Source organism: Azospirillum ramasamyi (assembly GCF_003233655.1).
In the GTDB taxonomy this organism is placed as follows: domain Bacteria; phylum Pseudomonadota; class Alphaproteobacteria; order Azospirillales; family Azospirillaceae; genus Azospirillum; species Azospirillum ramasamyi.
Genome location: NZ_CP029835.1, coordinates 260,522 through 284,341 on the forward strand (window position 1 = coordinate 260,522; position 23,820 = coordinate 284,341).

Annotated in this window: 22 protein-coding genes; 9 read left to right on the top strand and 13 right to left on the bottom strand. The window is 65.6% G+C overall.

All coding sequences use genetic code 11. The features are described 5' to 3' along the window. The first annotated feature begins 42 nt into the window (after nucleotides 1-42). Nucleotides 43-1,185, top strand: coding sequence for a sialidase family protein (locus DM194_RS27490; RefSeq protein WP_246024696.1), 1,143 nt, complete (start codon nucleotides 43-45; stop codon nucleotides 1,183-1,185). A gap of 69 nt (nucleotides 1,186-1,254) precedes the next feature. Beyond that, nucleotides 1,255-2,388 (top strand): aromatic ring-hydroxylating oxygenase subunit alpha, encoded by a 1,134-nt coding sequence (locus DM194_RS27495; RefSeq protein WP_111070797.1) that lies wholly within the window; start codon nucleotides 1,255-1,257, stop codon nucleotides 2,386-2,388. Between the two features lie 89 nt (nucleotides 2,389-2,477). On the opposite strand, the gene DM194_RS27500 is transcribed toward DM194_RS27495, so the two are convergent. Next, entirely contained in the window at nucleotides 2,478-3,041 is a 564-nt protein-coding gene (locus tag DM194_RS27500) for a GNAT family N-acetyltransferase (protein WP_111070798.1), read from the bottom strand. Nucleotides 3,042-3,087: 46 nt separating this feature from the next. Next, entirely contained in the window at nucleotides 3,088-3,867 is a 780-nt protein-coding gene (locus DM194_RS27505; RefSeq protein ID WP_111070799.1) for an SDR family NAD(P)-dependent oxidoreductase, read from the bottom strand. 252 nt (nucleotides 3,868-4,119) lie between these two features. Here DM194_RS27505 and DM194_RS27510 point away from each other — a divergent pair, with 252 nt between their 5' ends. Both DM194_RS27510 and DM194_RS27515 read left to right on the top strand, forming a co-directional pair. Continuing rightward, entirely contained in the window at nucleotides 4,120-5,214 is a 1,095-nt protein-coding gene (locus DM194_RS27510; RefSeq protein WP_111070800.1) for a 3-oxoacyl-ACP synthase III family protein, read from the top strand. Between the two features lie 17 nt (nucleotides 5,215-5,231). Next, a complete protein-coding gene (locus DM194_RS27515; protein ID WP_111070801.1) occupies nucleotides 5,232-7,652 on the top strand; it encodes a hypothetical protein in 2,421 nt (806 codons plus the stop codon). 102 nt (nucleotides 7,653-7,754) lie between these two features. Here the strand turns inward: DM194_RS27515 and DM194_RS27520 are convergent, their stop codons facing one another. Then, complete coding sequence (locus DM194_RS27520) at nucleotides 7,755-9,866, bottom strand: glycosyltransferase family protein (protein ID WP_111070802.1); 2,112 nt, start codon at nucleotides 9,864-9,866, stop codon at nucleotides 7,755-7,757. A 3-nt stretch (nucleotides 9,867-9,869) separates the two neighbouring features. Further along, a complete protein-coding gene (locus DM194_RS27525) occupies nucleotides 9,870-10,760 on the bottom strand; it encodes an FkbM family methyltransferase (RefSeq protein ID WP_162630202.1) in 891 nt (296 codons plus the stop codon). A gap of 505 nt (nucleotides 10,761-11,265) precedes the next feature. Between DM194_RS27525 and DM194_RS27530 the strand changes: the two genes are divergently transcribed. The 3 genes from DM194_RS27530 to DM194_RS27540 all read left to right on the top strand — a co-directional run bounded on the left by DM194_RS27530 (nucleotide 11,266) and on the right by DM194_RS27540 (nucleotide 13,950). After that, nucleotides 11,266-11,919, top strand: coding sequence for an FkbM family methyltransferase (locus DM194_RS27530; RefSeq protein ID WP_162630203.1), 654 nt, complete (start codon nucleotides 11,266-11,268; stop codon nucleotides 11,917-11,919). Between the two features lie 247 nt (nucleotides 11,920-12,166). Further along, nucleotides 12,167-12,853, top strand: a complete 687-nt coding sequence (locus tag DM194_RS27535) for a TylF/MycF/NovP-related O-methyltransferase (RefSeq protein WP_111070805.1) — start codon at nucleotides 12,167-12,169, stop codon at nucleotides 12,851-12,853. A gap of 26 nt (nucleotides 12,854-12,879) precedes the next feature. Beyond that, on the top strand, nucleotides 12,880-13,950 hold the full coding sequence (locus DM194_RS27540; RefSeq protein WP_111070806.1) for a glycosyltransferase family protein: 1,071 nt from the start codon (nucleotides 12,880-12,882) through the stop codon (nucleotides 13,948-13,950). A 20-nt stretch (nucleotides 13,951-13,970) separates the two neighbouring features. Here DM194_RS27540 and DM194_RS27545 read toward each other — a convergent pair whose 3' ends face one another. The 6 genes from DM194_RS27545 to DM194_RS29035 all read right to left on the bottom strand — a co-directional run bounded on the left by DM194_RS27545 (nucleotide 13,971) and on the right by DM194_RS29035 (nucleotide 20,574). Then, nucleotides 13,971-14,735 carry a class I SAM-dependent methyltransferase gene (locus tag DM194_RS27545; RefSeq protein ID WP_162630204.1) on the bottom strand — a complete coding sequence of 255 codons (765 nt, stop codon included), beginning with the start codon at nucleotides 14,733-14,735 and terminating at the stop codon, nucleotides 13,971-13,973. Between the two features lie 81 nt (nucleotides 14,736-14,816). Further along, nucleotides 14,817-16,082 (bottom strand): glycosyltransferase, encoded by a 1,266-nt coding sequence (locus DM194_RS27550; protein ID WP_162630205.1) that lies wholly within the window; start codon nucleotides 16,080-16,082, stop codon nucleotides 14,817-14,819. Between the two features lie 19 nt (nucleotides 16,083-16,101). Continuing rightward, a complete protein-coding gene (locus tag DM194_RS27555; RefSeq protein WP_111070809.1) occupies nucleotides 16,102-17,208 on the bottom strand; it encodes a hypothetical protein in 1,107 nt (368 codons plus the stop codon). Further along, nucleotides 17,205-18,293 (bottom strand): tetratricopeptide repeat protein, encoded by a 1,089-nt coding sequence (locus DM194_RS27560; RefSeq protein ID WP_111070810.1) that lies wholly within the window; start codon nucleotides 18,291-18,293, stop codon nucleotides 17,205-17,207. The genes DM194_RS27555 and DM194_RS27560 overlap by 4 nt, the downstream gene beginning before the upstream one ends. Before the next feature lie 93 nt (nucleotides 18,294-18,386). Continuing rightward, entirely contained in the window at nucleotides 18,387-19,733 is a 1,347-nt protein-coding gene (locus tag DM194_RS27565) for an FkbM family methyltransferase (protein ID WP_111070811.1), read from the bottom strand. A 349-nt stretch (nucleotides 19,734-20,082) separates the two neighbouring features. Further along, complete coding sequence (locus DM194_RS29035) at nucleotides 20,083-20,574, bottom strand: RT0821/Lpp0805 family surface protein (protein WP_111070812.1); 492 nt, start codon at nucleotides 20,572-20,574, stop codon at nucleotides 20,083-20,085. Between the two features lie 382 nt (nucleotides 20,575-20,956). Between DM194_RS29035 and DM194_RS29040 the strand changes: the two genes are divergently transcribed. Then, a complete protein-coding gene (locus DM194_RS29040) occupies nucleotides 20,957-21,088 on the top strand; it encodes a hypothetical protein (protein ID WP_281280357.1) in 132 nt (43 codons plus the stop codon). A gap of 43 nt (nucleotides 21,089-21,131) precedes the next feature. After that, the gene (locus DM194_RS29045; protein WP_281280358.1) at nucleotides 21,132-21,260 is read left to right on the top strand and encodes a hypothetical protein; all 129 of its coding nucleotides are present in this window, start codon (nucleotides 21,132-21,134) and stop codon (nucleotides 21,258-21,260) included. Between the two features lie 355 nt (nucleotides 21,261-21,615). Here DM194_RS29045 and DM194_RS27580 read toward each other — a convergent pair whose 3' ends face one another. Genes DM194_RS27580 through DM194_RS27590 form a run of 3 tightly spaced genes read right to left on the bottom strand, consistent with a single transcriptional unit; the run spans nucleotide 21,616 to nucleotide 23,790 of the window. Further along, a complete protein-coding gene (locus tag DM194_RS27580) occupies nucleotides 21,616-22,314 on the bottom strand; it encodes a hypothetical protein (RefSeq protein ID WP_111070814.1) in 699 nt (232 codons plus the stop codon). A 35-nt stretch (nucleotides 22,315-22,349) separates the two neighbouring features. Continuing rightward, complete coding sequence (locus tag DM194_RS27585) at nucleotides 22,350-23,141, bottom strand: 2OG-Fe(II) oxygenase (RefSeq protein ID WP_111070815.1); 792 nt, start codon at nucleotides 23,139-23,141, stop codon at nucleotides 22,350-22,352. A 1-nt stretch (nucleotide 23,142) separates the two neighbouring features. Beyond that, entirely contained in the window at nucleotides 23,143-23,790 is a 648-nt protein-coding gene (locus tag DM194_RS27590) for a GNAT family N-acetyltransferase (RefSeq protein WP_111070816.1), read from the bottom strand. Nucleotides 23,791-23,820: the final 30 nt, after the last annotated feature.

The following is a 23,820-nucleotide window of genomic DNA, read 5'->3' on the forward strand; positions in this document are numbered from 1 at the left end:
ATGGCGGCTGCGTTTTCAACGAGGGAAGGGAGGCCGATGGCCATGACCGGCGTCGAACATCGCGTTCTGTACCGCGACCCGCGTTTCTATGCGTCCTTCCCGTCGCTGACCGCAGGGCGGGACGGTTCGGTGCTGCTGGCCTTCCGGCGCGCGCGCGACCATCGCTGGCTGCGCGGGGCGGCGTACCGGGCGGGAGAGACCGGGTTCAATCATGTCGACCATCTCGATTCCCGCTCCCAGACCGTCCTGCTGCGGCTCGGCCCCGATGCGGAACCGCTGGGGGAGGCAACCGCCCTGCCCCCCGACCCGCAGGCGGCCGACCAGGACGCCAGCCTGCTCAGCTTGCGCGACGGCCGCATCCTGCTGACCGGATTCCGCTGGTACCCTGTGCCGGCGGCCGACGGCGAGGCGCTGCGCGCGCTGGGATTCGGGCTGGCGGGAAGCCCGCTGAAGACTGGAGACCTCTACCTGTTCTGGGGCGGCTACAGCCGGCACAGCGACGATGACGGGCGCAGCTGGACCCCGCACCGCGACCTTCCCCCCCTGCCCGGCCATCCCGACATCGTGCCGGGCCAGCGGCCCTTCCACGGCGGGGCGGTGCGCGGCCGGGCGGTGGAGGCGCCGGACGGCACCATCCTGCAGACCGGCTACACCCACCACCCCTCCACCGGCACCTATGCCAGCCATCTCTTCGCCTCCACCGACCGGGGGGAGAGCTGGGCGCACCGGGCGATCATCGCCATCGATCCCGAGGCCAGGGCCGGATTCTGCGAGACGGCGCTGCATCTGGACGCCGACGGCGTGCTGCACGCCTTCCACCGCACCACCGGGCTGGACGACCATCTGGCGACCTCGCGCTCGACCGATCTCGGCCACAGCTGGGAACCATGGCGGCGCCATGCGGTGGTCGGCCATCCCTATGATCCCTGCCCGCTGCCGGACGGCCGGCTGCTGCTGGTCGGCGGCTACCGCCATGCGCCCTACGGCGTGCGCGCCCGCATCTACGATCCCCGCCGCCAGCAGCCGGACGAGGTGCCGGAGATGGTTCTGCGCGACGACGGGCCGGCGCCGGACCTGGGCTATCCCTGGGCGGCGGTGCTGCCGGACGGGCGCGTCATGGTCGCCTATTACATCTGCGATGCCACCGGCTTGCGCGGGATCGAGGCGACGCTGTTCCGGCCCTGACGGTGCTTGAGCCCTGCGACCCGCTGCACCATGGACCGGGCGGCGGGGAGCGGGCTACCCTTCGGCCCCATGGAAAAGTCCCCGCCCTTCGCTCCGGCGAAAGCCGTTCCCGGCATCCCGCCCGCCGCCTATCACGACCCGGAGATCCTCCGGGCGGAGGAGGAGCGGGTCTTCCGCCGCTGCTGGATCTTCGCCGGCTTCACCGACGACCTCGCCCGGCCCAACGACTATCTCACCCGGCGCATCGGCGGGCTGGACGTGCTGGTGCAGAATTTCGACGGGGAGCTGCGGGGCTTCCGCAATGTCTGCACCCACCGCTTCGCCCTGATCCACCGGGCGCCGCGCGGCAACGGCATGCTGCGCTGCGGCTATCACGGCTGGACCTTCGACCGCGACGGCGTGCCCTACGGCATCCCCGGCAACGAGGCGAATTTCGGCCTGGACCGGGAGGGCCGCTGCGGCCGGGCCCTGACGCCGGTGGCGGTGGGGGTGTGCGGCCGCTTCGTCTTCCTGCGGGTGGCGGCGGAGGGGCCGGATCTCGACGACTGGCTGGGCGTCTACGGCGACGTGCTGCGCCATGCCTCGGAAATCTTCGTCCGCCCCTTCGACGAGCGGTCGGTGGAGTGGGCCGCCAACTGGAAGATGGGGGTGGAGAGCGTGCTGGAGGTCTACCACGCCGACCTCACCCACCCCACCACCTTCCGCAAGCTGGTGAAGGGCGACTGGCGCTGCGATTACGACGGCGCCCATTCCCGCGGCGTGACCGGCGTGTCGGACAAGAGCGCGCGCTGGTGGGACGGCGTGTCGGAGCGGCTGGGCTTCCGCCCCAGCACGGCTTTGCGCGAGTACGACCACCTGCACATCTTCCCCAACCTGGAGATCGGCTTCACCCGCGGCGCGGTGATGAGCGTCCAGACCTATGACCCGCTTGGCCCCGACCGCTGCGCGTTGAACCTCCGGCTGTTCCTGGCCGATCCGGACGGCGATGCCGATGGCAAAGCTGGCAGGGGCGGCCCCGCCGCCCGCCGCCTGATCGAGGAGGGCGCGCGCGACCTCAACGTCGCCCTGCTGCGCGAGGACCAGGAGGCCTCGGAACTGGCCTTCCGCGGCTGCCGCCAGACGGAACGCCCCGCCCTGCTCGGCCTGAACGAGGAGCGCATCCAGCAGTTCCACGCGGTATGGCGGGGGATGATGGGGGTGTAGTGGCGTTACGGCTGCTTCGCGGCCGGCGGGATCGCGGACGAAGCGGGATTCTGCTTGTCGGCCTCCTTGCGCAGAGGGCATCAAGCCCCCTATCGCCACTCCCGCCCGTCCATGTCCCGGTAGACCCCGAACCGGTCGCGCACCGCCAGCCAGTCCTCGGCCAGCATTTCGAAGATGTGCAGGTCGATCTCCTGCCCGTCCTTCACCACCTGGCGCTTCAGCACGCCGACCGGGCGGTAGCCGATCATCGGCTGGCCCTTCAGCAGGCGGGGGCTGTTGGTGCCCAGGATGTGGTTCACCACCTTGCGCAGCCCCATCGTGAAGAAGACGTGGTTCAGCATGTAGGCGAAGTTCAGCGGGGCCGCGCCCATCCGCCCGGCCCGCTCGCCCATCAGCACGCCGAAGGTGGCGATCCGCCATTCCGGCTCGGTGATGGTGATGGAGACATGGCCGGCCGGCACGCCGTCGACGCAGAGGATGCGGTGGACATAATCGTCGCGCTCCGCGCAGCGCCGTAGCCACGCCTTCTGCCGCTCGACGTCGTAAGCCACGGCGCTCAGCATCTGGCCGGCGATGTCGGGCCGGGTGCGCCAGTCGAGCAGCAGTTGGGCGTGTTCCTCCGTCGGCTCGATGAAGGTCAGGGAGCCGCTCATGCCAGGGCTCCCGATCCCGTCCGATTGGGATGGCGCATCGCGGGCCTCAGGCGGTGCGGCCGCCGTCCACCGTGACGATGGACCCGGTCATCCAGCGGCTGGTGTCGGCGAGCAGATAGGCGATCATGTGGGCGATGTCGTCGGGATGGCCGAAGCCGAGAGGCTGCAGCGTGCGCAGATGCTCGTACTGCTCGGCGGTCAGCTTCTGCTTGCCGCGCTCGATCAGCTCGGTTTCGACGATGGAGGGGACGACGCAGTTGACGCGGATGCCGTCGCTCAGCAGCTCCACCGCCAGCCCCTTGGTGGCGGCGATGATGCCGCCCTTGCTGGCGGCATAGACGACGTTGCCCGGCGAGGCCGCCGTCGCGGCGGTGGAGGAGATCAGCGCCATCGCCGCCCGCTCGGCATGGCAGCCCTTCTGCCGCAGCCCGCGGGCGAGCGCGAGGGCGCTGCCCAGGTTGGCCCGCATCACCTCGTCGAAGAAGGCGGCGGAGAAGATGCGGATCGGCCGCAGCGTCTGGATGCCGGCGCAATGGGCGATGCCGTCGAAGGGCGCGTCATCGGCGCACAGCCCCTTCATCCAGCCCGGCACGGCTTCCAGATCCGACAGGTCGAAGGGGGCGATGGCGTGGTCGTCTCCCTCCAGCTTGTCGGCTGTCCCGGCCAGCCGTTCCTCGTCGCGGCCGTTCAGCACCAGCCTTGCGCCCAGCTTCGCCAGCACCACCGCCGTCGCCCGGCCGATCCCGGCCGACGCCCCGGTCACCAGGATGCGGCGGCCGGTCAGGTCCATGGGGTTGTAGGCGGCCGGGTTGTGGGCGGCTGTCATGGCGGGAAATCCAGGTTGGTGGCGTGTCGGGACGCGGACCATAGCACAGGCGCGACACGCTCCCGGCTGCGGCTTTTTCGATGGATGACGGATGGTGCCCGGCCGGAGGTGCAGTCTTCTGCAATTGTCCGAAATCAACCTTCCGGAAACCAATCCGGCGCCACTGTGCGCTATGGTGTGCGCTATGGTGCCGGCCACCGATTTCCCAAAAGGCCCCCACCGGGCCGCGAACACGCGAAGGACAGGACAGCCATGAAGGCCATCATCGACGGCATCCGGATCGCCGGCCTGCGCGCGGTGGTGCCGCCCCAGCGCCATTCCTTCGTCGAGGATCCCGGCATGTTCACGGTGGAGGAGGCGAAGAAGCTGGCCGCCACCATCGGCGTCCAGGAGCGCCGCGTGCTGCCGCCGCCCTATTGCGCGTCCGACCTCTGCCTTGCCGCGGCGGAAGGGCTGATGCAACAGCTGGACTGGGATCCGGCGACGGTGGAGGTGCTGGTCTTCGTCTCGCAGGACGCCGATTACGTGCTGCCGGCCACCGCCTGCATCATGCAGCACCGGCTGGGGCTGCCGACCAGTGCGGCGGCCTTCGACGTGCCGCTGGGCTGCTCGGGCTATGTCTACGGCCTGTGGATCGCGGCGAAGCTGCTGGGCGGATCGACGGCCAAACGGGCATTGGTCCTGTGCGGCGACAACGCCACCCGTCACCTGCATCCTGAAGACCGCGCCACCCTGCCCCTGTTCGGCGATGCCGGATCGGCCACCGCGCTGGAGGTCGACGCGTCGGCCCCGCCGATTCCGGTGGTGATCGGCACCGACGGCGCCGGCGCGCCGCACATCTTCGTCAAGGCCGGCGGCAAGCGCCATTGCCTGATCCCGCCGGTCGGCACCGCCGGACGGATCGCCGACGAGGAGGCCGCCGCCCAGCTGGAGCGCGACTCGCGCCTTACCCTGAACGGGGCGGAGGTGTTCTCCTTCACGCTGCGCGCCGTGCCGCCGCTGCTGCGTGAGGCGATGGAGCATGCCGGCACCGACGTCGAGGGCATCGACCGCTTCGTCCTGCACCAGGCCAACGCCTTCATGCTGGAGCATCTGCGCAAGCGCGTGAAGGCGCCGGCCGACAGGTTCGTCATCGACATGCAGGGCTTCGGCAACACCAGCTCCGCCTCCATCCCGCTGGCGATCTGCCACAGCATGGGCGCCCAGCTGGCGGCCGGGCCGGTGAAGACGCTGATGGCCGGATTCGGGGTGGGCTGGTCCTGGGGCGCGATGGTGGCGGAGCTGGGACCGATGCCGGAGCCGCAGGTGGTGGATTTGCCCGACGGCTATCCGGTGCTGGCGGTGTGAGACGGCATGGCCTTGCGATGATGCGCGCTCTACCTCCCTCCTCTCGCTTTTCCTGGAACCTCGACGAGTCGACAGCCCTTGTTTCTCTCGACATTTTCGACACGGTGTTGCTGCGCCGGGTGGAGACGCCGGCCAAAGTGTTCGAAGAGGTTGGTCGCCGGGCCCGTCAAGCCGGTCTCATCGATGCCGGCTTGACCCCACCCCTGTTTCGCATGACGCGGCAGGAGGCAGAGCGCCGTGCTCGCCAAGCGTCCCGACAGGACCGTGGCACGGACGAGGTGGAGTTGGCCGACATCTACCGTCATTCCGCCGTCGGAGACCCGGTTGCCCTGATGGCGCTGGAGCTTACGGTGGAGGCGGAAACCCTGTTTGCCAATCCATTGCTGTTGGAAGGGTTGCAGGCTCTGGCAGCCCAAAGGCGTCCGGTGGTTTTTCTATCCGATATGTATCTTCCACCCGATGTCATCCGCGGTCTCCTGGCACAGGCCGGGATCGGGAATGATCTGTACCAGGACCTCTACGTATCCTGCGCCCATGGGTGTTCCAAGCGGGATGGTGGACTGTTCCGGCGGCTGCTGGACGATTACCCGGGGCTGTCTGCCGACGCCATCTTGCATGTGGGCGATGATCCGGTCGGCGATGTTGCCATGGCCCGCGCTGCCGGCCTGCGAGCTTTGCACTATGTGCCTCCTTCCGGTTTGGCCCGGATGCGAGAACGAGAACGGATGGTGATGGGCAGCACCGACTTGGCGTCACCCTTTCCGCGCCGCTTGGCGGCGCTGGCGGGGCGGGACGATGAGCCGGACGACGCGTTCTGGCTTGAATTCGGATCACTCATTCTCGGTCCGGCTGTGGTCGAGTATTGCCGTTGGGTGGTCGAGGATTGCAAGACGCGTGACATTGGTCTGATCGCCCCCCTGATGCGTGAGGCCGATCTGTTCGCCCCCTTGATGCGGGATTGGATTCGCCATCGCGGTTATGCGATTCGGGTAGAGCCCCTGTTCGCGTCGCGGCAGGCTTTGGCTCCGTTGGGACTTGCCGAACTGGACGGAGCATCGGCCCGCTCTATTCTGACGGCTCGTCCGCATCTGCACTGGGATGCCTTGTTGCGACAGGCCGGAGGAGAGGTTCCCCCGGAATTGACAGAACTGGCCGGCCTGACCTTGGAAAGACTGGCGGGACAGGTCTTGCCGTCTGGCGGTGCCGCGCTTGCTACGGTCCTGGCCTTGTTTGATGATCCTGATCTGCGCCGTGGCGCGGCCGAGCGGGCGGCGGAGACGCAGGCCCTTGTCAAAGACTACCTGATCGGCCGGCTGGGCGCCGATGGGCAGGTGGCGCTGGTCGATCTGGGAGCGCGGGGCAGCACGCCCACGATCATTGTCGACCTGTTGCCGGACGGTCGCGGGCGCGCGCATGTCTATCTTTGCTATGGGGTGCCAGATTTGGCAGGACCGCTCGGGTCCGGTGTCCGCGCCAGCGTCTTTTGCGGGGAAACCGATAGGGCGATGGGATTTGGCCGCATCCTCTACCGTAGCCCACAAATCCTAGAGCGCGCTTTGACCGGGCTGTGCGGCACGACTCTTGGCTATCGATGGGATGAGGCAGGCCACGGGGTCCCGGAAGTCGGTGAAGCCCCGGCACATGGCGAAGAGGCCCATGCCTTGCGCTTGTTGCAGGCGGGGATCCGCCGGTACGCAGACATGCTGCGGGCAGGCTGTCCGTCGAAAGGCGACACTTGTCTGCCGACGGGAGAGGAAGCCCTTTTCCCTTTGACTTGTGCCCTCCTGATGCCGACGGGAGAGGAAGCCCGACGCCTTGGCGCCTTACGTTATGATTACAACGATGGAACCGGCCTGGAGCGCGGACTCTGTGATGAGACCGCCCTTGCTGGGATCGAAGGATTGACCGCGGCGGCATCGGCACCGCTGATGAGCATGGCGCTGGGGCTGCGGCCGCTGACAACGCCTTGGCCGCAAGGGGCGTTGACGTTGCGGGATCCCGGCATCTTCTGGCGTCCGGCCGAGGCTATGGCCCTTGAGGCAGGCCATGGTGCTGTCTGCCGCGCCTTGGTCGCGGAGATCCGGCGCCGTGGGATGGCGCGGGTGAGTGTCGCGGCGGTGGGCGGCGATGGCGGAATGGGCCCCGAGTTCATTCATATTGCCCGGGAGGCGGGGGTGGAACTGGTCGCCTATGCCGATCTGATGCCGCATTTGGTCCCACAGTCGCCCTACCACGGCGTCCCGGTCTTGCCCTTTGAGCGCCTGCCCGAGGTCGGCCCTATTCCCGTCGCATTGGTCACGCTGGGCTATGTGGATCGCTTAGCGTCCTTGATGCATGACCAGTTTGCCGCAGCCGGGCAGACCCTAAGATTGATCGCCCTGGGGCGACCGGATTTGGAAGCCGTCCCGGTCAAAGTGTTTTCTCCAACCCGTTGGTGAGAGACTGTCAGATGCTCATTGAAACACTTGACGGACTCTCATCTCTTGGTTCTCCCCTGTGATTTACAGTTCAGGCAATTTTGCTTGAACCGATCAATCAACTCAATTCGAGCCAAGGTTGGGCTCGGAGCGAGGGCATTTGCTTGTCTGTTGTGTGGCCTGCAATTCTTGGCAGGCTGCGATATAGGGATAGGCGTTTAGGATATGGGCTGGGGCTACGGACCCACGCCGCAAGGTCAGCAAAATATCGGACACATATTGCGCAGCGATGATGATGGTGGCCGCCGCCATCTCGGCCGGGGGCAGGTCGCCAGGACGCAGCAGGGGCAGGCCCAGCATCTCCCCCTGCCGACGGCTGTCCAGAAATCCCCGCAACCGGGCACGGGCCGCCTCGGGCAGCCCATCATGCACCAGTTCACCCCCCTGCCCCGCGCCGTAAAGCCAGAGGGGACCCGCCGGCAACCGCTCGAAATCATCGGGGCGCCAGAGGAAGGGGACGCTGGCGGCCAGATCTGGGTCGAGGTCGTTGATCCCCGCCAGCCGAGGCGGCTGCTCGTGGCGCTCCATTCCCTGTGCGCCGGGCCAAGGGCGCAGCATCGGGGTGAGGGCGGGATCGGGCAGGCGGAGCAGGGTCAGGCTTGGCACAGGCAGCAGGGACAACCCGCCGGCTTCGGCCAGAGCTGGGGGCAGGGTGAGTGCCAACGTGAGCCAGTCGTCGCCCTCCACCGCCAGCCCGTCCAACCGGTCCGTCCGGCAATAGAACCCACCGGCCCGCAGCCAAGCGCGGGCCAGCCGCCGCCCTTCGGGCAGCCGCTTGTCCTCGGGCGGGGGCAGGGCCAGCGTCTCGGCCGGATCGATGGGAAAGCCCGTCAACTCATCAAGGATAGGCCAAAGGCCGGCAGCGATGGCGGCCCCACTTGGCTCCGCCGCAGCGGCAAGCCCGGCCAAGTGCCACTGATGCCACTCAATGCCTTCCGGTAGAATGGTCAGGGCGTCGATCCCGCTCAGCGCCGCCTGCAGGGCCTTCAGTCCGGCAGGTTCCGCCAGCGGACGGATTGCCAGCCCCGCCGATGCCGGCACAAGCTGCGCGTTACCTGCACAAAGCAGAGCATCCGGGATCAGGGCGGTTAAGGACAGGCCGCCTTCGTCTTTTTGTCGAGCCAGCCTCTCCAGGCGCCCTGCCAAGTCGCCGGCACCGGGCAGCAGAACCCCCACATGGACGGGGCGGGATCGAGGACGGGACTGGCGGCGCGCCAGATCGGCCAACAGACCGGGTAGCGGCTCCAGAAGCCTCTCCAGGCAGAGATGGCGGTTGAAGATGGATTGCGCGGTGACGGCCATGGCTCGGGCCTCGGCCGGATGGGCATGGATCCAGGCGACACGCTCCAGGATGCGGGCGGCGGTCTCCTCCTCTCCCCCGCTGGTATCGACATACAGCACGCTGTCGGCGAACCAGTGCTCAATAAAAGGATGGCGGTCGGCGATGATGACGGCACCAGCGGCAGCCAGTTCAAACACCCGCATGTTGGGCACGCCATAGGCCCGGTGCTGGGGCAGATGCAGACACAGTCCCATCCCCCAGTGATGGGCGGTCTTGATCACCGACTGCCCATCGAAGGGCAAGGAGCCCTGGTAGGCCTCGGGCAGGTGCGACCAGCGCGCCTGCGTGCCATGCAGGGCAAGGACGCCCGCTTCGGCTAGGTGGCGCAGCAAGGTGGGATAGCGCTTCCCGTCCCAGTTGGAGCCGACATAGAACAAGCGGCTGTGTGGCCCCAGGTTGGGTGTCAGGGCGGAATGGGGCGAGCTGACATGGAAGGGCAGGTAGGGTGGATCACGCTCCAGTTCCGCCATCAGCCCGGCCAGATGGGCCTCCAGCTTGGAGCCGGAAACAAGATAGGCGTCATAGGTCAACTCGAACGCCTCGCCATGGACACGGGCTGTGTTGCTGACCCCCATCAGCAAGGAGGGAGGATTCCAGTAGCAGGCCAGCCACGGATGACGGGTTAGCTTGGCCGTGATCTGCGGATGCAGGCACAGCACCCCATCTGGATCCATGGCCTCGAGCTGAGAGGAGCGGCTGAGGATGGCGGCCTCCCACCCCATGCGTTCGATGGCCTGGGCCATGCGCAGGGCCAACTCGCGCTCTGCGATGGGGTGACTCGGATCAATGGGGTTCAACAGGGCCAGACGCGGCCCCGTCCGGCGGGTGGTCATGGATCAACTGTAGCCGTTATGGCTGAACTCCGGCCGGTCCGCGCGGACGAAGAACAGGTCGACCTGCCACAGCGCCTGGTCATGGTCGCGCCAGAGAGGCTCCGACATGTCGATGACCCGGAATCCCCGTTCGGCCATATAGGCGCACATTTCGTGAAACAGCATGGCGTCGGGATGAATGTGGAAGACGTAAGTCTCGATGACCACCAGGCTGGTCTGGTCCAGAATGGGAGCTGCGCCTTCCAGGATGGGCCGCTCAAACCCGTGCGTATCCAGCTTGATCAGATAGGGGCCAGGCAGGTTCAGCCGTGCCACCTCTCCAGCCAGCGACACCTGCGGCACCGACCAGCACCCCTTCCCCGGCTCGCTGCTGGCTGCGCCGCCATAGGGGGCGTCAGGATCATTGGTGAACCAGATCTCTCCGTTCTCGGCGCCGGCGGCGGCAATGACATGGCTGAATTGCGGCTCGGCCCCGCACAAAGTCTCCAGCTTTTCCCGCCAGTGGCCAAACGCTTCCACCAGATGGTAGCGGGCCTGGGGCCAACAGGGCCGTGCCTTCAGCGACCAGGATCCATCCGAGGCACCGACGTCCAGAACGGTTTCCACCTTCAGCCCGCGGGCCTCGATACGGGCAAGGGCCGAAGGGGTTTCGAGCTTCTCGTCACGCAGCAGCCAGCGTAGCCGGCTCAGTGCAGCGTGGGCATCGGGATCAATGGCGACAGCCCGGCTCATGGAGCGGACGGCGCCCAGGCGATCCCCTTGCCGGTTCAGGCAGCGGCCTAACTCAACATGGGCTTCGGGATTGTCAGGTTCGGCATCCACAGCGCGGGCGAACCAGTGTTGAGCAGCCGCTTCGTCTCCCCGTGCGACTGCTGCCCGGCCTTCGGCTAGCATGCCCGCAAACGTTTCCCTGCCCATCGCACATCCTTTTGCCCGCCCACCCCCAGGAGGGCTGTCGCGGCAAATCCATGCGTATTCGTGCAAACTTGTCAACGAGCCTCTGTCATAGGCTCACCAGCGCGTGATGCCGCCCACCGGCTGATTCAGTGATGGTCCATTGGGGATGCGGGCGCTTTATAGTGTAATGAGAGGCCAAAGAGAGCCAGATGGTTGGATGGTGGTGAAGACGGTCATGTGGAGCCATACTGGAGACCGACAGTTTGCCCCCATATTATAATACCTGTATCGGCGAAGCAAAGCACCTTGCCTAATGCATTCTTCAGACAAAACAGCCCTTGAAATCTTCGTCTTGCTCTCGATAGAGAACCTTTTCCTGCTGCAACATGTCCTGAACAGAGGGCAAACATCACCTCTATCGAAAGGATCGGTCAGATGCTAAGACATGGAGCCGCATGCTCAAGCCTTCACACACGAACATCGCATCGCCTGGGAGCGTACCATGCTGTCACCGACCATCATGGAACTCGTCGAGAGGGACGAACTCGTCTTTGACATCGGCGCGCATGCGGGTGACAAGGCCATCCCGTTCCTCCAAAAAGGCGCCAGGCTGGTTTGCGTGGAACCCCAGCCGCAGTTGGCCGAGTGCATGCGGACCCGCTTTTCGGGCAACCCCTCTGTCACCGTGGTGCCGAAGGGGGTCGGCAGGGCGCCGGGCACACTGAACTTGGACATCTGCACAAAATCTCCGGTGCTGAGTACCTTCTCCACACATTGGAAGGCTGGTCGCTTCTCCGGCTATGAATGGGACGAGCAGGTGGAGGTAGAGATCACCACGATGGATGAGCTGATCGCGCTTTACGGAAAGCCGAAATACAGCAAAATCGATGTGGAAGGATTTGAGAGGGAAGTAATCCAAGGCCTTTCATGTCGAGCAGGCATTTTGTCGCTGGAATTTACGTCAGAATATATTTCCCACACCATGGAGATTGTGCACCGTTTGATCAATCTTGGATATGAGGAGTTCAACCTGGCACTGGCCGAGGATCCCCGCTTTCAGCTTGACCATTGGGTTGCTTGGTATGACGTGGTGTGCGTGCTTGGCAACATCACAAAAGACAACGCCAAGCTGTGGGGCGACCTCTACGCCCGGTGATGGGCATGGCCGCGGACGCAAGGGGGCTGGTATGAGCCCGTCTGATGATCAGGCAAGCCCTTGCCTGCCTGGAAAGACGCGCCGTTTCGAAATTGGCTCAGGGGTGGGGAGAACGGGGCGCTTGGGCGGTGATCGGCAAAGCGCATCGAGATCAACCCGTGATTAAGCATCTGGAAACCCTTGTCGCATCCCATCAGGTGAACACTCACATTCCCCGTGGGGATGGGCCAAACATGAGTCCTGCTATATGATTTCCCCCGACATGGATCCGGCCTTTGCCGGCATTTACCAGCGCTGTCGCACGGCCACCATGACCTCATGCGAGCGCGCTTATGCCCTGTACCAAGCCGTGCGATACCTGACCGATGCCGGCATCGATGGGGCCTTCGTCGAATGCGGCGTGTGGAAGGGAGGATCCGTCATGATCATGGCGGAGACCCTGCGCTTGATCGGGGCGGCGCCGCGCGACCTTGTCCTCTATGACACCTTCGATGGCATGACGCAGCCTGGTGAACGGGACATTGCCCTCACAGGGGAGAGTGCCGCCAGCCTGCTCGCCACGGCGGATCCAAACGACCCCGCTTCGATCTGGTGCAAAACGTCGCTGGAGGAGGTGCGCCGCACCGTCGCCTCGACCGGCTTCCCTATGGAACGCGTGCATTTCGTGCCAGGGCCGGTGGAGGAAACGCTTCCGGCGGCAGCACCAGAGACAATCGCGCTCCTGCGTCTGGATACCGACTGGTACGACTCAACCCGGCATGAACTCGTTCATCTGTTTCCCCGCCTACGCCCAGGCGGCGTCCTGATCATCGACGACTACGGCCATTGGTCTGGCGCGAAGCAAGCGGTGGACGAATACTTCTCAAGCACAGGGCTGCACATTCTCTTGAACCGGATCGACTACACAGGCCGCATCGGCATCAAGTGCAAATAGGCTCTCCTTGAAAAGGACACGGTGCCATGCGCCTGCTGCAGCTGGTTACCTACTATGATGCCTATCTTGGCACCTTTCACCGCGCCAATCCGGACGTGGCGGCATTGCCTTACGACCGCCAGCTTGACCGGTTGCTTGCGGACGGGTTCTCCGCCGGTCATGTGCTCGCTCCCCATTTCCAGCCGTTGGGATTCGAGACGGAGTTCGTTGTTGCCAATTGGGTGTCTGGTCAGGCGCAGTGGGCGCGGGAACAAGGGCTTGAACCGGCGATAGACGTTGCCGGAGCCATGCGGCTATGCGTGGAGCGTGTTAACCGCTTCCGCCCGGATGTTCTTTTGATCTCCGACCCCATCAGCCTGGACGCGCGCTTTCTGCGCAGCCTTGCCTGGATGCCGCGGTTGGTCATGGCGTGGCGGCAGGCTGTCATCCCGCCAGGAACGGACTGGAGCGGTTTCGACATCCTGCTGTCTGGCGACGAGGGATGCCTGCGCCGCGCGCGGGAGCTTGGCGCCCGACAGGCCGTGCAGTTCCGCCCAGGCTTTCCCAAATGGATCTCCACAGCACTGGCGGACGAGCCGCGCCGCAACGACGTCGTCTTCTGTGGTCAGATCAGTGCAGAGCACCAGGAGCGCGCCATCGGCCTCGTCCAAGTGGCGGAGGCCGCCGAACGGCCAATCTCTGGATTTCGCACAGATTTCCACCTGTCGGGCAGCGTCGACGGGATCCTGGCACGCCACAACCGCGGGGCACTCTGGGGAATGGCGATGTACCGGGCGCTCCGCCGCAGCCGCATCGGCCTGAACTTCCACATCGATATCACCGGGCGGGCAATGAACATCCGCATGCAGGAGACGACCGCACTCGGCACCTTGCTGCTGACGGAAGCCGACCCCTCGCTGGCGCAGCAGTTCGCTCCTGGCCGAGAGGTGGAGACCTTCGCGTCAGCCGGCGAGTTGGCTGAGAAAATCCGCTACTATCTCGATCACCCGGAAGAGCGGGAAGACATCGCACGGCGTGGCCAGGAGCGCTGCTTGCGCGAGTATTCGATGGAAAGCCGCACTGCCGAACTGGCTGACCTGATTGGCAATCTGCTGTAGCAGGCCGTCTGTGACGCCGATCAGGCCGGTGGATGGTCAAGATAGAGGTTGATCTCCATGAAGGGTGCACCGTCGCCGCGTGGCAAGAAGCTGAGATAGCTCTGCTCCCAGGCATGGCTGTTCTTGCACAGCCGGATCAATTGCTCATGCTGGCGCTCCAGAAATGGAACCAGCCGCTCCAAACAGGCGCTGCGGTAGAAGCCCAGCCGGGCCGGGGCGCACAAATATGCCTTGTTGGCACCGCACAGGAACAAGGTGAGATGATGCGGCCGGTCTCGGAGATGATCGAAGAGGGCATGCGTCACGCAGACCGATTCGGCTGACAAGACGTCGTCCAGCACAATGATCCCGCCATCGTGCATGAGGTCGATGCAGAGGTCGAGGTCATTGCGTACGGCGTCGTAGGAATGCTCGCCGTCAATGTGGAGAAACCGGCAGCGGGCGCGAAACGCATCGAGCTGTCCGCGCCGCCGGGCTTGGCGCGAGCAGGCTTGGATGAGCGACAACTGCTCGGCGCTTCTCCCCGTTGTCGTGCAGATGTTGGTCGTTACCTCTCCCTCGCGTAGCATCTTGTCGAGCCCGCAAAAGCGCTCGTCCCCATGCAGGTGGGCGACAATCTTGGATGCGGCCGCCCCGTAGAGAAGGCCGATTTCCAGCCCGTCGCCGGCGATCCCCGCTTCGTCCTGCAGGCCCAGCAGGAAATCCCACGCACCGAGCGACAGCGGCGACAGGCCGCCATACGCCGTGCCGAGCGCCAAGATGCGTGCGTTCTGTTCGTTGTTCATGGCCCGTTTCCATTCCCGGCGGCGCATCCCTGACGGTCGCCTTGCAATCCTCCCGACCATGCCACAGCCGTGTGAGGCCCGTCACCCTGCTGCGTCGCGGATCACTCGCTCGAACAGGGCGATGTAACGGCGCGCCTGGACCTCAGGCGCGTTTTCGCGTTCAACTTGGCGACGACCGGCCTCACCCAGCGCCGGCCAGCGTGGGCGCGCCTGAAGCGCGCGGACAAGCGCTTCGCTCAGATCAGCGTCGCTGAAGCCATGGGCGAGCAGGCCGGTTTCGCCGTCACAGATCATGTCGGGCACGCCGCCGACCGGGAAGGCGACCACTGGACGGCCACAGGCCAAGGCCTCCAGCACGGTGTTGGGCAGGTTGTCCTGATCGCTCGGCACCACCACGAGATCCGCCGCGGCGTAGAGATGGGCGATGCAAGCGCCGCTCGCCTGGAACGGGCGCACGGTGAGGGGGACCGGGGCGTCGAAAGCCGGTGTACCCATGCCGACGGCCACCACCTCCAGTCCCGGCACCGGGCCCAGAAGCCGCAGTGCTGCAGCCAGCCGGTGCAGCCCCTTTCGGCGATCGTCCAGCAGATGGGCAACAAACAACATGATGATGCTGCCGGGGGGCAGCCCCAGTTCGGCGCGCGCGGCCTCCCGGTCGAAGGGGCGGAAGCGGTCGAGGTCGAGGGAGTTTGGAATCACCTCCAGTGGTTGGGTGGCAAACAGGCTGCTCCGCTGCGCCTCCTTGGCGATCCAGCGGCTGGGGGCAACGATATGGAGTGGCATCTGACTTCTTGCCAGAACAGCCCGCTTACGGTGCAGCACCTGTGCTGACAGGTCGTCCCCCGCATCCGAATCCAACACCGGGCAACGGCCGCAGCTGTCGATGAAGCCTGTGCACCCGCCTGCGTAGTGGCAGCCACCCGTGAAGGGGTTGAGGTCATGCAGCGTCCAGACCACAGGCCGGATCGCGGGCTGGCTTGGGAAGAAGGCCTCCCAATCGACAAAACCGCGCACCCAATGCAGATTGATGACGTCCGCTGTCTGCAGCCGGTCAAGCCATTGGGCGGCCGATGGCGCCCGCTCGCCGTGGAAGGGCGAAAATCGGTGCGCCTTCAACACAGGGTAAACGTCTTCTTCAGCCCGGATGGCGGCATAGCGCGCTGCCCACATTGCAGTGTCCTCAGCACTTGTCGGGACGACACGGACTACGTCAGGATCGTCGCTGTCGCGCCGGTTCACCAGCATCTGACTGGCGATACCCCTCCCCCGCAGGGCGCGGTGCAGCCGATGCGCGGCCTGTGCGGCCCCACCGTTCAGGTCGAATGTGCTGACCAAGGTGATGTTCACCCGCCACCTTCCACGCCGATCATAGCAGGACCGCTGTATTCCAGGGATCAAACCGCTCCAGCCGGTCGTGTGCACGCACCGGCCGCAAGAAGTCGCGGCCGTCCTCACTGAGCATGGCTGCGGCAACCGAGAAGGAACTGTTGGAAATCGCCAGGAACTCAGCGCGCCGCAAGAGCTCGAAATCAGCCAGGAACGCCATCGCGCCCGGCAGCTGGCCGGCGTCAGCCACGGTCACTGGCCGGAACGCCCGGAAATCTTCGACAACACTCGGGTCATCAGAGGCGACATAGAGCAGCGGGCGGCGCAGGTTGGGCCAGAGCGCGCGCAGCCAGGACAGGTACCAGTCAGTGGGCGACCGCCAGAATCGCTCGCCAGAAAAATCCCCACGTCGGATGTGCACCGCAACCAGAGTGCGGTCGGCGAGTTCGAGCGGCTGGAGCCATCGCTCCAACTGCCGGGCAACCGGTGCAGCCCAGCGAAGCTGGCCGCACCAGTGCTCGCGCCAGGGAGCTAGGCGGGCGGTTGGGTACTGACAAAAGCCCCAAAGATCGATGTCGGCCACCCGCCCGGTCGAGCCTGGTGGCAAGCTGTCGATCAGGTTGACCGCCTTTTCGTGCGTCTCCGGCAGCGTCACCGTTGGATAGGGCTCGTCGCATCCGAACAGGTCACGGCCGAGCCAGTCCGGCAGTTCCAGTTCCAGCCCGTGCAAGTCCGCATAGAGCCGGAGGAACCCGTATTGGAAGATCTGGTTGCCGAACCGACCATTCTGCCCGAGCGTTGTCATGGACAGGCGCGGCCGGCCGGGCGAAGCCGGGATACGGCGGCTGGGCGGCGGCCCCCAGAGACGCCGTGCCTCCAGCATGGCACGGCGCGTGAACGGGCGAGCCATGCCCGGCACGATCGCCGAGGCTTGCCGATAAAGCTCTGAGGCAGCGTCAAGCTCGTTCTGGTGCTCCATAACCCGAGCCAAGCCCACCAGCGCGTCATAGTCGCAAAGCCAGGACAGAACGGATCGATAGGCGGCGGCGGCCTCGTCGTAGCGGCAGGCCCGCACCAATGCGGCCGCCTCGCCATACAGTCGGTCCAAGGCGTCGGTCGAGCCGTCTGGATCTGTGGCCTCCGTCACGTGTTTGGGGTCTGGAGTGCCGCGAGCCGGGCCCGCACCGGCTCCGCAAGCCGCCCGATGCGGGCGAGCAGCGCGTGGAGTGCGTTGCTGTCGCCCTCGGCAACGCCCGCGATCTGTTTGTCGGCCTCAGCGATCCGCCCCTGCGCCAGATCGACCAGGGCACTGGCGACCTGAACCCACATATTGCCATCCATCGCCTTGCGCGCTGCCGTCGCGGCAGCCTCGGCCTCGGCGACGTGGCCTTGCGCCAACTCCGCCAAGGCGCGGAACGCCAGCAGGACACCATGCCCAGAGGCAAGGCATTCGGCTGCCCCCAACGCTTGGTGCGCCTCCCCCACGCGGCCGAGCCCAAGAAGCGCCAGGAACCGATACTGGTGGGCGATGATCGGTGAGGAGAACAGCTCCAGCGGTTCCATGAGGTCAAGGACGCGATCATGGTCGCCTTGGGCCTGCGCGAGTCTGGCCCGGTGGAGCCGCCCCTGCTCGTCATCGGGCGCGAGGGCAAGCAGGATATCGAGGATGCGGGCAGCGTCCGTATCCTGTGCCCGCTGGTTCAAAATGCGTGCGACGGCACCCAACGCTTTGACAAAAACATCGGCATGAGGCACCCGATTGGTGGACAGCCCCTCCAGAAGACCACCGGCTTCGACGACTTGATCCGCATGCAGCAAAAGGATTGCCTGAGCGAGCATGAGGGCGGGATGGGTGCGGTCCGCCCCCGTCAGCCCGTTGAGAGCGCTCCCCGCCTCTTCAAACCGCTCCTCGTCGAGGAGAGTCGCGATGCGCCGGCAGGCCCCGATGACGCGGTAGTCCGGCTCTACCCTGCGGGCTGCGTCGCTGACGGTCCGTGCCTCGTCCGTGCGCCCCAGCTTGGTCAGCAACTCCTCCAGCTCAAAGGCGGCGGCATGGAGATCCGCTTGGGTGTCCAGTGCCCGGCGAAACGCGGCAGCGGCATGGTCCGTCTCGCCCGAACGCAACAGCGCCACGCCCATTTCATAGTGGTGGTTGGCGAAGGTCGTGCTGCGGATCCGGTGCCGCCACGCTTCAATCTGCTCGCTGGTGAGTGCGCTCATCGTCACCGTCATGCTCCAGTATGCCGCAACGTAGGCCCGCCGATGCTCGCGATCGCGGCTGATGGGCGACTGTAGCGTTGCCCCCGGATGCCTGTCAGTCCAAAATCATCGCTTGGGGGCGTCAGCGGGTGTTGCAATCCGAACGTAGAGCGCGTCGCCCCAGCTCGGGTGATAGGGACAGGTCATGGCGACGCGCCGGAACCCGGCTGCAGTGAGATGCGCCTCGATGTCCTCGATCTGGGCGCAGCCCTGGTACAGCTCGGCGAAATTGACCTCCAAATTGATCGCTTCGATGTGCTGAAGGAGCTGTGACGCCCCCCGCAGCGCCAGCAGTTCTGCCCCTTGGATGTCCATGTTAAGGAGGTTGAAGTCGGCAACGGTCCGCCCGCTCCGCGCCACGATCTCGTCGAGCGGCCGGACGGTCACCTCGACTTGGCCGACTTCCGTGATGGATGGGTAGATGCGGCTGTGTAGGCCGAGCGGCAAGAGTGAACTGCTCTGGTCGCTGGAGGTGAGGTGGAGCACAGCCCGTCCCGGTGCCTCGCCCGCCGCGCAAGCCGCGATGAACACGTCGTCGGCGCCGGCAAAGCGGTGCGCCAGCGTGCCGGACAACTCAGGATTCGCCTCAACGAACAGGATCGGGCTTGCTCCCATCGCGCGGTAAGCGTTCGCTTCACGGCCCTCATGAGCACCGACATGGACGACACCGCGCGGGCGGATGCCGTGGGCAGGCAGCAGCGTTGCCAGATCCAGCATGCGGGGTGGGTGGGCGAACAGAAAGTCTGTGAGCCGCCCGTGGATGGCGAGGAAATTCGCGTACGTGAAGTCCTCGAGCGCCGGCGACCAGGTCAGAGGCTGGTCGAAGGGCTGTCCCAGCTTGAACAGTCGGTAGTCTTCGGAGGTCAACAGCGAGAACACTGTTTCCAGCCGGGTGCCAGCGTCGGTGTAGGTTCCCCCATACTCAAACTGGATGATGTCAGCGCGGCCGTGCCGGAGCAGACGGCGGGCACCGAGCAGAACCTCAAGCTCCGCCCCCTCCACATCGATCTTCAGGAAGTTGACATGGCGCACCCCTTGAGTGTCACAAAACCGGTCGAGGGTGGTGACATCAATGTCGAGAAGGCGCGGCTCCGGGATGTCGTCGAAGATCGGGTGGGTGCGCCGGTGAAAGCCGCTGAAACTGGAGTGGGTGCTGTAGTGGGTGAAGGACCGCGTCCCGACCGCGTTTCCCAGTGCGATTGGAAAGACCCTCACCCGTGGGCCCAGCCCGGCCAACTGCCCAACGAGCCCGCTGTCTGTTGCCGCGAGCGGTTCCAGTGCGAAAACGCGGCAGTCAGGCTGCGCGGCGAGCACTTCGCGCGTCCAAGCCCCGACATTCGCACCGACATCGACCACCGTGTCACCAGACCGGACAAAACGGTGGATAACCTCAACCTCGGCCGGAGCAACCATAATCCCGCCTTTTCGCCCGATTTTTATGTGTGCCCGCCATCCGGGCCGCCGATGGTGTGTATATCAATGTCGCCTGAATAGCGCATCCCGCAACAGTCGCGTCCCGTCCCATCGCTGACAGGTGATATGGCTGACACAAACAGCATTGGTGCTCTTGCCGAAGCCAAATTCTGCAGGACATGCCGGTGCGGTCGTTTATACCTGTGACCGCTTCTCTCAGAGTGATCAGCTGAGATCGCAGGACATGTCGAGAGGAGCGGACCGACCAACGACAGCCAAGACGCTGCCTGCGTCTTGGCCCGTCTAGCTCGATCAGAGAAGCCCCTCAACCGCAGTGGTCCCACGGGCATTACCCCACGATCTTCCACGACCCGTCGGGCTGGCGGCAGGCGGTGCCGAAGGCCTGTTCGCTGCGGCCGCCGACGACGATGGTCTGCTGGAACTCGCGGCAGTAGGAGCCGGACCCGTCATAGCCGTCGCGCACCGGGACGATGACGCCCTGGTTGCCGGACTGCGGGTTGTTCCAGCTGATCCGCTGGCCGATGGGGGCACTGTAGGCCTGATAGGCGGCGCGGTCGGCATAGGCCTGGTCGGCGCGGTCGAGCGAGGCGCCGAGTTCCCGCCCGGCGAAGGCGCCCAGCAGCGTGCCGATGCCGACCGCCACCAGCTTGCCCGAGCCACCGCCGAAGCGCGAACCGATCAGGCCGCCGGCAACGGCGCCGCCGACGGTGCCGAACCCCTCCTTGCTGCCCATCGAACCGGTCTGGCAGCCGGCCAGCGTGGTGGACAGCGCAAGCAGCGCGACGGCTGCGATCCGGGGGAAACGGCTGTGGGCACGCATCGGAGGCTCTCTTCCTTTCCGAGGATTGTCCCCCGGTTATAGCGCAAGCGGTGCCGTTTGTGCAGCCGCCCTCTCCCGGCGACGTCTCCTCTTTCTTGTCGAAGGGGTCTCCCTCATCCGGCCTTGCGGCTGGAGGAGACGTCGCGGTTCACCGCGGAGATAGGCCTCGCTTTGCATCCTCGATGCATGAGCATGCCGCCTCGCCTCATCCATCTTTCATGTCATTTGATTGACGGTATCAACATTCTGTACAGCCATCTGCAATACCGGCAAGTCATCCGTGCGGCCGTAATTTATTGGCATCGCCGGTTTGCGGCCTTTGCGTTTCTGGTATTTGGTATACCAGGATATCTTCTCTTCAACAGACGATGGAGAGAGAGCGATGACGACCCTCACCTTCTCGACCACCCGGCCCACCGCCTCGCAAGGCCGTCCGGCCATCCGTGACTTCCTGGTGTCCTGGTTCCAGGCCACCCCGGCCTTCTTCATCTTCCAGGCTCTGACCACCCGCTGAGCCTCGGTTCGAAACCCTTCCTCATACATGACGGAGACTAACGATGGCCTACGCAAACCTTTCTGACTTCCATGCCCGCAAAGACAACCGTTCCTCGGACAGCTTCCTGAAGGGCTTCGTTGCCTTCATGAACGCCTGGATCGAAAAGTCCCGCCTTTTCGCCGTCCTCTGATCACCGATCAGCACCGACGACGTCCAGCTGCCAGGTTGGCATGTCGCCAGCCGCACCGACAAGAGCGCCGCCCGCCCGGACGGCGCTTTGTCGTTTCTGGGACGGCACCTGGCGCCTCTGCGCGGGGTCCACAGAAGCCTCCGCTGCCCTATCGGCGCGGATGCCAGCCGTCATCATCCCAGCCGTCATCATCAATGACCGCAGATATCAGAAGACACCAAGATCTGTCGCGGAACCTTATCCCTAAAGCGAATTTGCATTCGCTTTAAATTTACATGATCTCATTCGCCGGTCGGGCTTCGGCCGCACGGGCGGCCGGGGCCGCCGTCGCGGTCAAAGCGGATTGCGGCCCGCTTCAAGCTGAAGGGTGAAGGTTTGGAACGCGCTGCCGGTAATGGGTGAGCAGGCGCGGGCAGAGCGTCTCCAGCTTCGCTTCCAGCGCTTGGGCTTCCAGCGCCTGGGCTTCCAGATCCGGATCGCGCGGCTTGTCGCGGAACCGCTCCGACACCGCCCGGCCCTGCACGTTGCCGAAGGCGAACTCGATGCGGTCCATCAGGTCGGGCACATGCCGCCACAGGGCGCCGGCCAGTTCCTCGTGGCGGCGGCGGTAGTCGTAGAAGCTGTCGTCCACCGGCCAGCCAAGCGCCGTCATCGCGGCCGGCACGAGGGGATTGCGGGCGACGAAATCCTCGTAATGCACCACCGCGTCGAAGCGGTCCTCCCGGCCGGCGAAGACCTCGTCGATCAGGGCGAACTTCTCGTCGATCAGGCCGGAATGGTTGCGGTAGGACTTGGTAGACAGGCTGCGGTAAGTGTCGCGCGGGTCGCGCAGCAGCAGGACGGTGCGGTCGGGGCGGAAGCGTTCCCGGTGGACCTCCAGCGGATAGGCGGTGGTGACCACCGCCTTCACCACCATGTCCAGCCCGGTGTCCACCCGCGGGGCGGCGTAGTTGTTGAGGATGTCGACCAGCGCCAGGCAATCCGGCCGCTGGGCCAGGAACAGGGTGAAGGCGGTCGCGCCGCTCGACTGCATGCCATAAACCAGGAGACGCATCGCTTGGGGATTTCCTCGTTTTCGTGGCGGAGCGGTCAGGCCATCTGCTCCGTCCCCTGCCCTGCAGTCAGCCAATCCTCTTCGATCTCAGCGCTCATGAAGACGTATTGGCGGGTGTGCTGGGTGGGATGGCGGATGCCGACGCCGTGCAGGGCGTGGGCGCTCTGCGGGAAGATGACCATCCGGTTTGAACGGTAGGGGATGACGGCCGCCCGCTCCACCGCGTCGGCCGGCAGCTCGTAATGTTCCAGGCTGGCGATGCGGCCGCCCTTCCAGCGGAACAGTTCCAGGTCGCCGCCTTCGGCGTCGTCTTCCGGCCGGCGCAGGTAATAGAGGCAGGTGAACAGCCGGTTCGGCGTGTCCAGATGGGGCCCGCGCGAGGATGAGGCCGGGCCGGTGACCGGCGTATTGATCTCGGCCCGCGCATCCATCAGGATCCGCGCCCGGTCGAAGCCGTCGCGCAGGAACAATCCCGTCCCATGCCCGGTCAGGCTTCCGCCCAGCGTGCGCAGCAGGCCGTCCGGCCAATGGCCGCGGAACAGCGCCGCCACCTCGGACAGCCATTCGGGGGAACTGTGCCGGCGGACGAAGTCCTTCCACACCTGCGGCAGTTCCGGATGGTTCATGATGAGCGAGGCCGACAGCTGGTATCGGCGGTTGCTGCCCGGCGCGCGGCTCGGGTCGGCCCAGCCGATCTGGGCGAAGCCGGGAAAGCCGGCGTTCAGCGCCCGGTGGGTGTCTTCGTCCAGAACGTCGGACAGGACGATGTGGGGAAAGGGATCGGTCCGGATGTCGGCCGGGGTGACGCCGGCAAGCAGTGAACGCACGTCAATTTCCGCCTTTCGCGGCACTCATGGCTTGGGCCTGGGCCTGGGCTTGGGCCTGGGCCTGCATGGCCATCATTCTGGTGATGTGGGCCTGTGCCTGGGCCTCCACCTGGACGGACAGGGCTTCCAGCGCGTCGGCTTCCGGATGGCCGGGAGGCAGCCAGCCCATGTGGAAATGCGGCGGCTCGTAGCCGGTGGTGCGGAAGCCCAGGCGCTGGTAGACCTGCCGCCCATGCGACCCGATGATCGGGGTGGACAGCGTGATGCCCATCATCGGCCCGGTCGCCGCCGCCTGCAACCCGCGCAGCACGTCCGACCCGATGCCCTTGCCGCGGGCGCGTTCCAGAACCTGCAGTTCCGACACCCGCCAGTTCCGATAGCCGAGATCGACCACCACCTGGCCGACGCGGTCGCCGGCCTTCTCGATCACCAGATCGATGTGTTCGGGATAGACCGTCTCCTGCCCTACCCGCATCGCCCGGTACTGCTGTTCGTACAGCGCGCGCAGGAAATCGGGGCTCCCCTGCGCCCAGGCCAGCCAGGGGCGCGCCTCGATGAACAGGTCCAGCAGGAAGCTTTCGTCGCCGGCGGTGGCGAAGCGGACGGTCAGGTTGCCGGGGAAGGAAAAGGAACCGGAAAAGCCGGACATGGTTCGACGCATCCTCCGCGAAGGAATGGC